This window comes from Photorhabdus laumondii subsp. laumondii (assembly GCF_003343245.1).
GTDB classification, from domain to species: domain Bacteria; phylum Pseudomonadota; class Gammaproteobacteria; order Enterobacterales; family Enterobacteriaceae; genus Photorhabdus; species Photorhabdus laumondii.
Genome location: NZ_CP024901.1, coordinates 126136 through 138804, shown reverse-complemented (window position 1 = coordinate 138804; position 12669 = coordinate 126136). Strand labels below are relative to the sequence as shown.

The following is a 12669-nucleotide window of genomic DNA, read 5'->3' as shown; positions in this document are numbered from 1 at the left end:
AGTATGTAGCCGGTAACTGCTGTTACGTCTGCTCTAGTCGCTCAGAGCAGACGGTCAGATTCGATTACATTCTGCGTGCGGAAGCTGTCAGTACGAGTCCGAGTTAATTCAGATTAGAGGCGCAGTTTTCTATCCTTCATTCCGCACCTAATTCAGGAATAAACCGCTTTATATTGTGCACCTAATAAACTCAAAAGCTCATGGTGGTAAGATTGCATTCCTGTCACCATTTTATGTTCTTGAAATTCAAAGGTGCTGATCCCTTCAAAGGCCAGAAATACCCAACGCGCGGTGGGGGATTGTGTCGGTTTGTTCTTCATATCGGGGAAAAACGGCACATTTTGTTTCAATTCATGGCGAATTTTATGTTCCAGCGCCGCATAAACCATGAGACAACATGTCATCACCATTAACAGCGCTTCTATCCGCTCCGGTTTTTTCAGGAAAATGGCAGACGTCAGGAATTCCGGACTTTTCAGGAAGCGAAAACCCCGCTCCACCTTTTGTTGTGCCTTATAATTAGCCAGTAACGCCGCCATATCAAGCCGTCCTTCATCCCGTTCATTGGTCGCTAAAATAAACCTCCCGACCCGCAATCTGGCCTGCTTCACCTTGTCTAACCGGGTATAAGCCTGACCGGCTAATTGATAATGAACCGATTTGGGGGGTTGATGCTTGCCGGGTTTCCCGCGCCCCGCATACGCGGTAATCGCCTGAATTTCCGGCGAGGCGATGCCGATAAACTGGCATTGAGACTCAAAATCATGCAGTGCCTGTAAGGCATCCTCCCGGCAGGCAAAGGGCTTTTTGCCCAGTTTGTCGAACTGTTTAGACTCGTTTTCTGTTTCCCTGAGTGTGTTTTTCCGGAAAGTCTGGTTTTCACGTTTTTCTGCCGCCGTACTGTTCACCAGTAACCAACGCTGAGGAACGCCGCCATACGATGACGTCACCCAGCAGCCTGAATAGCCCTCACTGATGGGGCTGAATTGCTCCGCTGTCACGTTCAGGAGAGACTGTTTAGCTTCCTTGATCGTCAGGGGAACACGCGTAATAAATCGTTGTTTTTGCTGATGAAGCGAAGCGATCGCGGCTTCAGTATAAAGGGCGGCATCGGCCACAAAGTAGCGGCTGTTTTGTGCCGCTTTCAGACATTGAATATGGGTTTTGATCGTCTGGGCAAAGGCTTTGGCATCATTCGTATTCCCGCTCATGGCCTGCATGTAGACAGGGATACCTGCCTGATTTTCGCAAATCAGTTCAAGGACAACCGGGTTCAGTTCGGGCCGGTGATCCCGGCTATAACCCGGCACCAGTGCAATGCGTTTTGTGTCATCTCCCAACGCGCTGTCATAGTCACCATCGACATGAAAACTCGTGATATCCAAATGAACGGAATCGGGATTTAACCCTAATTTATCAACCACTTGCTCAGCAAGCACCTGATAAACTTCCGACACCCCCGCTTCATATAAGGCATCCAGTGTTCGGCCGAGCACATCATCATTAAGGTGTTCAGCTTCAATGTCTGCGCCAATTAAACGCGCAATCGGCTTATGTTGAAAAAAGCCGGAAAACATGTGCAATGTCCGGCTGTGAAACCCCAGCCCGTTAAGGATCATCGCCAGAAAAGCGTCGCCGTGAGAGACGGTATGCGATGAATATTTTGGGATAATGGCATCAATCATGCGGGGTAAACCGGCTTCATGACAAAAAGCGGCGATAAGGCCAAGATGATCGAGACGTTTAATGGCAGGTATGGGTGTGGACATATTCGCTTTCCGGCAAATAAAAGTAATAGATCAAAATTGGCGATTACCGTCAACCCCACCGATGTCATCAATACAAAAAACCTGTGTAAGATCACATTATTTTTAAATCAGAAATACGGTGCGGAATGACGGTTCTATGATTTGTTAGAACCCGCCTCCTTAAGAGGCGGCATTCCTAGCGAGCAGTTCTATTTACTGTTTATTAAATTCAATAATGGGACGTCAGTTACATCATTAGGAATATAGGGGTCATCTTCTTCTAAATTAACCCCAATACAATCAACATCATTTAATCCAATTTCCCAAGCCCACCGAACGTCTAACGTACTCATTTCTATACCTAAACTATCTTTTTGTGGATGTTCAGGATTAATATTTTTTAACATCGCATCACATCCTAGATAGAATTTTCCACAGGCATGATACGCAGCAATAAATCTTTCCAAATTGACATTGCTATCGGGAGTCATCGTATTAATTCTACTGATCATTGTCATTCTTTTAGTCCGTGGGGTTGTCTTCATATTTTCAGATATGAGTACTCTATAATGAGTTGGGTTTTTAACTGAAATACCCTTGACAATACAAACCCGTAATCTGGCTTTAGTATCTAACAAGCCTACTGATGATATAAGATCTTTAAAAATATCTTCACCCACACTGGAGTCTTTAAATAAAAGATATAATCCTGGGTGACATGTTTTGACTTGAACGAAGCCCACCCCTTTCCAGCGTGTTCTATCCCACAGACGAGGTTTGATTAGACTTTGTATGGAATAATCTTTATGTGTTATATTTTCAGCATTAAGTTCCTCTTCAGGCATTTTTCCTTTTCCAAATATTGGATCATTTATATCCTCGATCTCCAACACTTTAGGAAATTCACTATCCCAGGATTTATCTCTTAGAAGGGGGTAAGTTTTCTTTTCAGCACTAGTGGAATAAATTTTCTTAATTTTTTGATCAATATCATTTCCAAGAACATTTTCAATAGCTTTGATACAGGCACCGAAACTAATTGCTCTGTCGAATGCTGCATCTTCGAAGATCATTTTTTCAATGTATTCTGTATTTTTTATAAAAAATAATTCAGGGAGAAGATCAAATACTATTTTCTTGAATTCATTGGTGATTTTTTGTTGAGCTTCGATTCTAAAATCACTTGTATCAAAACCAGCGCAATTTATTGTAAGGTTTAGTTTTCCACTATTGCTATTTATTTCATGTGATAAGGATAAGTCATCTTCGTCATCTGCTATTACTTCAATATTTAAAAATGCTTCTTTCAGATGGATGTTATCAATCGTACAAGTTGCAAAAGCACTCTCTAAAAGTGATAAGACATTAGTTGAAAACTCTATAAATGGTGACCGATTCGGAAAGTTAATTTCTATGGCGCATCCAAAAATAAAAGATGTATGTACTCCACGTTTGTCATGGTTATCTTTTATACCTTTACTATTAAATCCTGCATCAAAGTCACGTATTTTTTGCAAAAAATCATTATTATCATTATCGGCAGTAACTTCGTACTCACGCTCAAACTCTTCAATATAACCTAAAGCATATTTAAGACATCCCGATGATACAAAAAGATCCAATCTATCAAGTTCATCAGGGATATTGATCTGTCGATTTATTTGTTTTAGATCAGTGTTCAAAATGAGCTGGCTTATGTAAAAATCAACTTGTTGATTTTCTTTATCACCGAGCGAGCTATCACTGATATTCTGGTTAACTATTAAAAACAATTCATACCATAAAAGGGCATGTGCTAATTTTCCTAGTTTTATTTCTGTTAGGCATAAACCATAATAAATCTCAACCTGCTTTAATGATATCTCATCATACTTCCAGTAGTCATCTGTAATCAACGAAGCGGATAGAAGCAAGCATGAACGTGAACTCCATAGCAACCCAATGGATTCGTAAGCATAGGCTATAGCTTTTAATGCTAATATAAATTTATCTCGTGATTCTTCTTTATAGAGTGGAATAAAAGATTTTCCTAAATACTTGATTGCCTGATAAGGGTGACCATTTTGAATCCTCTTTATGCCTCTTCGTAAATTTAATAATGCCCCTTTAACTTCACCGCCTCTAAGAGCGGATTGCTCAGTCATATAGTCTAATAAATTTTCATATGCATCAACCTCGAAAAAGATGTCATCCAGTTCGTTCAAAAGTTGGAAGTTTTTCTCAAAGGGATAGCCTATTAAATTTCCACTATTTTTAAAAATTTCATGTAACTCTTCAAATACAACCGAAGCATCTTCTACATCTGAAAACGTTGTCATTTTATAAATGGCTTTGTGAGTTCTCGCTGTGAGTGCATTACTGGGACGTGATTCATCGTCAGCTATCTCATCTAGTTTAGCGAGCATATTACGTTCAATATTCTCAATGTCGATTGTAGATGTTGCGTTGTTAAGTCTAATATAACTTTTATGGACTGTTACTAAGTTTAAAACTTTCTCCCATTTTGAGGAGTTAGTTGATGATGCTATACATTCATACGCTAATTGAAGATTTTCTTCGAAAAGGTTAAAATCTTCCATCCAAAAATGGGACTTCCAAGCGTATTGATAATAAGCATCCAACAATTGTTGGTTTGTCCCAAATTTTTTTGAGATTTTTATCGCTCTTTCAAATAGACCTTGTGTTTCAATTATCGCTTTTTCAAGCTCAGCGCTTAACTCTGCAACTTCTAAGAAAATATCCACTTGCTCATATGAAATTTCAGCAGGGTTTACTTTATCTCTGATATACTCTATTAGTTCTTCATATTTCTTATTCTTCTTATAGTCATTTTCCCCAAAAATAATTTCTCTTTTATATTGCGTTGGAACTGATAGTGTATCAATCGCCAATTTCTCAAAATGGTTTTTGTATATTTGATCTAGCAACCAATTAATATCTAATATACGAACATCTATCCCAGTTTTGTTTTTTAGTGTATCCTCAACCTCTGAACGAACATTGGACTTTGCAGATTGATTCGTCACACAAAATATTTTAGTATATCCGCGCCCTGTTTCTTTTATCTTAAGTACATCTTCATGGCATTTTTTCTTCCAGTCCTTACGCGTACTCACCGCAAAGGCCCAGCGCTCTTTATTTGATGTATCATTAACTCCTTCGAACCAAAGAAGCTTACTTTGTTCCGAAACTGGAAAGGTTTGTGTGTCAGTTTTACCATCGCCACCAGCTACAGGGCCTGTCTGCTCAAGGAGATTAGGGCAAATTATTTTCTCACATATTCTTTTTGCAAAATCTTCGAATTGCAATTCTTGATTTCTTGTATTTAGAGTAGAAAGAAAATGTTCAAGTACAACTCTATCTAAAGACCCTGTCTCTCGGATCGTTGAATCAGAAAATTTTTCTGGACGACGACGCTTTAGAAATTCTTTAGATGAAAATTTGGCTTCCTGTACTTTCATGATTGTTATGCTCCATGTGTCACCGACATCAAACCTTTGTGTTTATCCGCTGGAGTTTTTATTCATACTACTTTTTTTGAATAAAACACCAGTGATGTATTATCTTCAGGCAAGCTAACTATGTAATCACTATACCACTGCATCATCTCCCTACGCCCCTCCAAATACTGGGCATGGTTGTAAGTCCCACGTATCGCGTTCTTATCCACATGCGCTAGCTGCGTTTCTATCCACGCGGAGTTAAAGCCTTCTTCATGAAGAATGGTACTCATCGTGTGGCGGAAACCATGCCCCGTCAGCCTTCCTTTATACCCCAACAACTCAATCACCTGATTAACGCTTTCCTTTGAGATCGGCTTCGTTCGATCATTGCGTCCGACGAATACCAGCGGGTATAGCCCAGTAATAGGCTTAAGTGACTCAAAGAGCTCGACAACCTGATCCGACATCGGAACGATGTGTGGTCGTTTCATCTTCATCACTTCAGCAGGGATCTCCCAGAGCCGCTTTTCAAAATTGATATCCTCCCAGCGGGCAAAACGTAATTCCTGAGTTCGTACCCCTGTAAGCATGATGATTTGTGTTGCAGTCTTGGTAATAACGCTTCCAGTATAACCGGCCAGATCTTTAAGAAAGTGAGGGAGTTCTTCAGCAGTCAGGAAAGGAAAATGCGTTTTCTTTGGTGTTGCGAGGGCTGTAGCGAGATCGGGTGCAGGATTGTATTCAGCGCGTCCGGTCACGATTGCATGACGGAATACTTCACCGCAGCGCCGTCTGACTTTGCGCATCTTTTCTAATGCACCACGCTTTTCCATACGACGAAGGGTTTCCAGCAATTCCATGGGCTTAATTTCAGCTATGGGACGCTTACCGATGTAGGGGAAAATATCCTTTTCAAAGGTATCAATAATTTCATCACGATAACGTAATGACCAACGATCCGCTCTCAGCTGATGCCATTCACGGGCAATAGCTTCGAAGGTATTATCATAGTTGAGTTTTTGAGCAATTTTCTCTGCTTTCTTTAGCTCTCCGAGATCGCTTCCAGCAGATAGTAACTTTTTCGCAGCTTCACGCTTTTCACGGGCTTGAGCGAGAGAAACCTCAGGATAAACGCCGAAAGCAAGGCACTTTTCTTTACCCGCATAACGATACTTTAAACGCCAGTAGCGTGAGCCGTTGGTGGTTACTTCAAGGTAGAGGCCTCCACCATCAGATAGTTTGTACGGCTTCTCTTTGGGCTTGGCTGTGTCGATTTGTCTGACTGTTAGCTTCATTGGGGGCATCTCAAAATGGGGCTATAAATCATGCCCCCCATTATGCCCCCAAAATGCACTTGATTCTGGTAGAGACAGTTGACCTCGGGAGAACATAATCAGCAGTAATTGCGGGTATTATAGGGGATTTACTTGAGACAGTGGAGTTCAGGAGAGGCTAATTGGCGGAAGATCACAGGAGTCGAACCTGCCAGAGACCGCTGGCGGCCCCATCTGGATTTGAAGTCCAGCCGCCCCACCGGGGACGATGATCTTCCATATGAATACTAAGAATTATGAAAAGCAACTCATCATAGCGCATATTATCTGGCTTCTGAATCCGTTAGCTGAAATCATTCTCAATTTCCTAAAAAGCATTAAATTTTATTGTTCATAAGCTCAATATTCGCGTTGAGTTTGTCGAATTTTACCTACATCTTATTAGCCGATACCCATTACGATACAGCGTTGCTCCGCTCAGCAATGTATCCAACACATAAAAGGACGCTTTATATGACTAACCCGTTACTCGTTCCATCAGGTTTACCAAAATTTTCTTCTATTAAACCAGAACATGTTGTTCCGGCTGTAAAGGAAGTCATTGCCAATTATCGCCAAACCGTCGAAAAAATATTGGCCGAGAATACCGTTTTTACCTGGGATAATCTGTGTCAACCACTGGCCGAAGCAGGTGATAAACAGTCCCGTGCATGGTCACCTGTCAATCATCTGAATTCGGTTAAAAACAGCCCAGAATTACGCGCCGTCTATGAAGAAAGTTTGCCATTACTGTCCGAATTCAGTACCTGGTTAGGTCAGCACAAGGGATTATATCAAGCGTATAAGTCATTACGTGAAAGTGCTGAGTTTGAGAAGCTCTCTGTGCCTCAACGCAAAGTTGTCGAAAATGCACTGCGTGATTTTAAACTATCCGGTATTGGTCTGCCCGAAGAGAAGCAGAAACGTTATGGCGAGATTAGCGCACGTTTGTCAGATTTAAGTTCGCAATTCAACAATAATGTGCTCGATGCCACTATGGGCTGGACCAAATTAATTACTAATGTGAAAGATCTGTCTGGTCTGCCTGAAAGCGCGATTGCCGCCGCTAAAGCTCAAGCAGAAGCTAAAGGTCAAAAAGGCTGGCTACTGACTTTAGAAGCACCAAGCTACCAGCCAGTTATCACTTATGCAGATAACCGTGAACTGCGTCGGGAAATTTACCACGCCTACAATACCCGCGCATCCGATCAAGGCCCAAATGCAGGTAAATGGGATAACAGCGAAGTAATCGCCGAAATCCTTGCGCTGCGTCACGAACAGGCTCAATTGCTTGGTTTCAAAAATTATGCTGAACAATCCCTTGCAACCAAGATGGCAAAAACCCCTAAGGAAGTGTTGGATTTTCTGAATGATTTGACAAAACGCGCACATCCACAGGGCGAAGAAGAAGTAGATGAGTTAAAAGGTTTTGCTAAATGGCATCATTGTGCCCACAAGCTAGAAGCTTGGGATATGGCTTACTATGGCGAAAAACAAAAACAGTACGAGTTCTCTATCAATGATGAGCAGTTACGTCCTTATTTCCCTGAACAAAAGGCTGTTGAAGGATTATTCGAAGTTGTTCGCCGTATCTATGGTATTACTGCCAAAGAGCGCCATGATGTAGAAACCTGGCATACGGATGTCCGTTTCTTTGATCTGTACGATGACACCAATGAGCTGCGCGGTAGCTTCTATATGGATCTGTACGCACGCGAGAATAAACGTGGTGGCGCTTGGATGGATGAGTGTATCAGCAAAATGCGTCGTTCCAACGGCGAACTGCAAAAACCTGTCGCTTATCTGAATTGCAATTTCAACAAACCTGTTGGTAATAAACCCGCGCTATTCACCCACAATGAAGTCAATACGCTGTTCCACGAGTTTGGTCACTGTCTACACCTGATGCTGACTCAGATTGAAACTGCCGGTGTCTCCGGTACCAATGGTGTACCGTGGGATGCGGTCGAAATGCCAAGCCAATTCATGGAAAACTGGTGCTGGGAGCCAGAAGCACTGGCATTCATCTCTGGTCACTACGAGACTAAAGAACCTCTACCACAAGCCCTGCTGGATAATCTGTTAGCAGCCAAAAACTATCAGGCTGCTATGCGGATCTTGCGTCAACTTGAGTTTGGTCAGTTCGATTTCCGTCTGCATGTTAACTACGATCCAAAGAAAGGCGCTCAAACCATGAAGACCTTAAAGGAAGTGAAGAAATTGGTCTCGGTAGTGCCTTCACCTGAATGGGGCCGTTTCCCACACTCATTCACCCACATCTTCTCTGGCGGTTATGCTGCTGGCTACTACAGTTATCTGTGGGCTGATGTGTTGGCAGCCGATGCTTACTCTCGCTTCGAGGAAGAAGGCATTTTTAACCGCGAAACCGGACAATCTTTCCTTGATAACATTTTGTCCCGTGGTGGTTCCGAAGAGCCAATGGAGCTGTTCAAACGCTTCCGTGGCCGTGAACCAAAACTGGATGCAATGCTGCGCAAGGCCGGTATTAAAGGGTAATTTAAGGTGGGAATCTGTTTAATCTGTGAACAAGGCGCTGATAACAGCGCCTTATCTCAACTCGCGGAGCGCTGGGGGTTGGTGCATGACGAAAACGCTATTATGGCGTTGGTCCTTACTCCTCAGCACCTTGAACTTCGCAAACGGGATGAACCAAAGCTAGGTGGCATCTATGTCGATTTTGTATCAGGTACAATGGCACATCGCCGCCGCTTTGGCGGCGGACGCGGCGAAGCAGTCGCTAAGGCCATAGGGATCAAAAAAGATTATCTGCCAACAATCGTGGATGCTACCGCAGGTCTAGGGCGAGATGCCTTTGTACTGGCATCATTGGGTTGTCATGTAAGAATGCTGGAACGCCATCCGGTGGTCGCAGCATTGCTGGATGATGGGCTGCAACGCGGTTATCAGGATGAAGAAATTGGTGGCTGGTTGCAACAACGCATGACACTGCTCCATGCCTCCAGCATTACAGCGTTGGCCGATATTACGCCACAACCCGATGTCGTTTATCTTGATCCTATGTATCCACATAAGCAGAAAAGTGCACTGGTGAAAAAAGAGATGCGAGTGTTCCAATCTCTGGTTGGCGCTGATGAAGATGCTGATAGTTTGCTATCCCCTGCACGCGTTTTGGCAAAACGCCGCGTCGTGGTAAAGCGGCCTGATTATGCAGAACCCTTAGCTGGAGTCGCTGCATCAGCAGCTATCACCACGAAAAACCACCGTTTTGACATTTATCCTTGTTAAAAAAATCAGCCGTATATTGCGGCTGATATCTTTTAACCTACAGAATACCTTGAGCAAGCATAGCGTCGGCAACTTTCACAAATCCAGCGATATTCGCCCCCTGAACATAATTGATCTGTTTGCCCTCGCCACCATACTCAACACAAGCGTGGTGAATATCTAGCATGATATGATGCAAACGTGCATCCACTTTTTCAGCCTTCCAGCCTAAACGGGCCGCATTTTGTGCCATTTCCAGACCAGATGTTGCCACGCCACCCGCATTGGCTGCTTTACCTGGTGCAAATAGCACACCTGCTTCAATAAAGGCTTCCGTCGCTGAAATAGTTGCTGGCATATTCGCCCCTTCAGCAACAGCTTTAACACCATTCTTGATAAGGACCTTAGCCGCATCCAAATCCAGCTCATTCTGGGTGGCACATGGCAAAGCGATATCAACCGGTACAGACCACGGTTGTAACCCTTTCAAGAAAGTCAGACCCCGCTCTCTGGCATATTCTTCCACTCGGCCATAGCGTTGGTTTTTTATCTCTTCAAGATGAGTCAGTTTCTCTGGTGTGAACCCATCCTCATCAACTAAGGTACCGCCGGAATCCGAAGCGGTGACCACTTTCGCTCCCAATGCCATGCATTTTTCAATCGTATATTGCGCGACATTACCAGCACCGGAAACCGATACGCGCATACCTTCAAACCCCATGCCATGACGTTTCAACATGGCATTGACGAAATAGACCAGACCATAACCGGTTGCTTCCGGGCGAATCAAACTACCGCCAAAAGAGAGACCTTTGCCGGTAAATACACAAGCCGTGTTGTTAGAAAGCTTTTTCATCATCCCTGACATGAAAGCCACTTCACGGCCACCCACACCAATATCACCTGCGGGAACATCAGTATCTGGCCCCAAATGACGGTACAATTCTGTCATTAATGCCTGACAAAAACGCATAACCTCGCCCTGACTTTTTCCTTTAGGATCAAAATCTGAACCGCCTTTACCACCACCCATTGGTAAGGTTGTCAGTGCATTTTTCAAGGTTTGTTCAAAGCCCAAGAATTTCAGAATAGAGAGGTTCACCGATGGATGAAAACGCATACCACCTTTATATGGCCCAATGGCTGAGCTGAACTGCACTCGCCATGCACGGTTTACCTGAACTTTACCTTGATCATCTACCCAACAAACCCGGAACTGGATAACCCTTTCTGGCTCCACCATACGCTCCAGTAAGCTGTATTCACGGTATTTCGGGTTTTGTTCAAGAAACGGCCAAAGAGAGGTGAATACTTCCCGAACAGCCTGGAGATATTCTGGTTGATATTCATCCCTGCGTTGAATCGATCCAAGAAATGAAGACAAAGATAGTAAACAGCTCATTTAGTTATTCCTTATTTCTACTTCGGTTGTAATGGCACCCCAGCCATTTTCTAATAATTATTTTTGTCGAAAATGTGAGGTAAGTTGTGTTTGCCCTTTGAATATATCACTGTTCTATATTCATCTTTCAAGAAGTTTTTTTGCAGAAAGGTAAAAAAAATTTCTTGATTGCACCGGGCATAAACTAAACAACACTCCATTTCACCCAAAAAAACGCCTGCATAAGCAGGCGATTTTATCGAATAACTTTTCAATCTGTTGTCATTCATCATCACGCAGAGGAACAATCAGCATATCAACATGCACCGTGTTAATTAACTGACGAGCAGAAGACATCAATTTGCTCCAGAAATCCTGATGATGACCGCAAACAACCATATCTATGCCATATTTCTTAATTGCATCAACGAGTACTTGCCCCAGATCACCGCTACCACTCAGGGTTTCCTGAATGTCATAGGCTGAATCTGCCGAGAGAGCTTTCAGCGCACTGCGGGTCTCCTCAGAAATACGTTGCTGCATATCACCGAGATTAACATCAATCAAACCGGTGTAGAGATCGGAATAGTTAACATCAACATGGATCAGGGAAACTTTGGCATTGTCCGGTTTAGCCATAGAAACAGCTTTTCTCACCAAAACCTGACTTTCCGGGGATAAATCAACCGCAACAAGAATATGTTTGTAAGCCATAAGCGAACTCCTTCCATAATGCCGAGTTAGTGAGTTGGCAGGGCAAATTGCCACTATCCTGTGTTTATTACTACTGAGAATGTTCTTCAAAATTGTTTCGATCACAGCCCATCATATTTAACGACTGAGCAAAGAACATCCACCAAACAAACAACATATACCACAATTGCTCTTCCTGCTACTTGATGGATAACAAAATCCTACTCTGAATTTATAGCCTTCCTTGAAACTCAATAGATTTACGCGAACAACTAACCGGTCTCTCTGGGATTGCATGGTTGGATAGAACTGACTAGATGAGTGTTTATGACGTTTTTCCACCAGTTTTGTCCCAACTGATACAAAACAGGTTTTTTGTACTATCTGACTATCTTTCCTACAATAAATATAAAGGTGTCACCACCTGCAATTTTGATTTTTTCTTTTCTGTGACAGCTCTAGCTAACCATTCTAAGGAGGGGATTATGTTCAGTACAATCGCACTGTTTTGGGCACTGTGTCTTGTCTGCATTATCAATATGATGCGCTACTTCTCTTCACTACGAGCATTGCTGTCCATTCTTCGTCAATCTGATCCCTTGCTTTATCAATCAGTAGACGGTAACGGCTTTTTCACTACACATGGGCAACTTAATAAGCAAATACGGCTAGTAAACTATATCAATTCACAACGTTACCTTGATCACCATGATCCAGAAGTTGTTCTTCGTTGTGAAAGGTTGAGAAAACAATTTATTTTGACCAGCTCACTGAGTGGATTAGTTGTTATTTGCCTGATTTCTATGTTGATTTGGTATTAAATAGAAAGGCGGTATAGTTAACCC

General features: G+C 42.8%; 8 protein-coding genes and 1 tRNA gene. 3 read left to right on the top strand and 6 right to left on the bottom strand.

Features of this window, described 5'->3' with window-relative positions; translation table 11 throughout:
• Positions 1-152: 152 nt before the first annotated feature.
• The 4 genes from PluTT01m_RS00660 to PluTT01m_RS26520 form a co-directional block, all read right to left on the bottom strand.
• The gene (locus PluTT01m_RS00660) at positions 153-1769 is read right to left on the bottom strand and encodes an IS1634-like element ISPlu4 family transposase (RefSeq protein WP_011144533.1); all 1617 of its coding nucleotides are present in this window, start codon (positions 1767-1769) and stop codon (positions 153-155) included.
• Positions 1770-1957: 188 nt separating this feature from the next.
• Positions 1958-5209, bottom strand: coding sequence for a hypothetical protein (locus PluTT01m_RS00655; protein WP_011144532.1), 3252 nt, complete (start codon positions 5207-5209; stop codon positions 1958-1960).
• A gap of 62 nt (positions 5210-5271) precedes the next feature.
• Entirely contained in the window at positions 5272-6486 is a 1215-nt protein-coding gene (locus PluTT01m_RS00650) for a tyrosine-type recombinase/integrase (RefSeq protein WP_011144531.1), read from the bottom strand.
• 162 nt (positions 6487-6648) lie between these two features.
• Positions 6649-6743 (bottom strand) — tRNA-Sec (locus PluTT01m_RS26520).
• Between the two features lie 235 nt (positions 6744-6978).
• On the opposite strand from PluTT01m_RS26520, the gene prlC reads away from it, so the two are divergent.
• Together prlC and rsmJ are read left to right on the top strand one after the other, a co-directional pair.
• Complete coding sequence (prlC, locus tag PluTT01m_RS00645) at positions 6979-9021, top strand: oligopeptidase A (protein WP_011144530.1); 2043 nt, start codon at positions 6979-6981, stop codon at positions 9019-9021.
• Between the two features lie 6 nt (positions 9022-9027).
• Positions 9028-9771 carry a 16S rRNA (guanine(1516)-N(2))-methyltransferase RsmJ gene (rsmJ, locus tag PluTT01m_RS00640; protein ID WP_011144529.1) on the top strand — a complete coding sequence of 248 codons (744 nt, stop codon included), beginning with the start codon at positions 9028-9030 and terminating at the stop codon, positions 9769-9771.
• 37 nt (positions 9772-9808) lie between these two features.
• On the opposite strand, the gene gdhA is transcribed toward rsmJ, so the two are convergent.
• Both gdhA and uspA read right to left on the bottom strand, forming a co-directional pair.
• Positions 9809-11152: an NADP-specific glutamate dehydrogenase gene (gene gdhA / locus PluTT01m_RS00635; protein WP_011144528.1), complete on the bottom strand. Its 1344-nt coding sequence runs from the start codon at positions 11150-11152 to the stop codon at positions 9809-9811.
• 261 nt (positions 11153-11413) lie between these two features.
• Positions 11414-11845 (bottom strand): universal stress protein UspA, encoded by a 432-nt coding sequence (uspA, locus tag PluTT01m_RS00625; protein ID WP_011144527.1) that lies wholly within the window; start codon positions 11843-11845, stop codon positions 11414-11416.
• A 464-nt stretch (positions 11846-12309) separates the two neighbouring features.
• On the opposite strand from uspA, the gene uspB reads away from it, so the two are divergent.
• Positions 12310-12645, top strand: a complete 336-nt coding sequence (gene uspB / locus PluTT01m_RS00620) for a universal stress protein UspB (RefSeq protein ID WP_011144526.1) — start codon at positions 12310-12312, stop codon at positions 12643-12645.
• Positions 12646-12669: the final 24 nt, after the last annotated feature.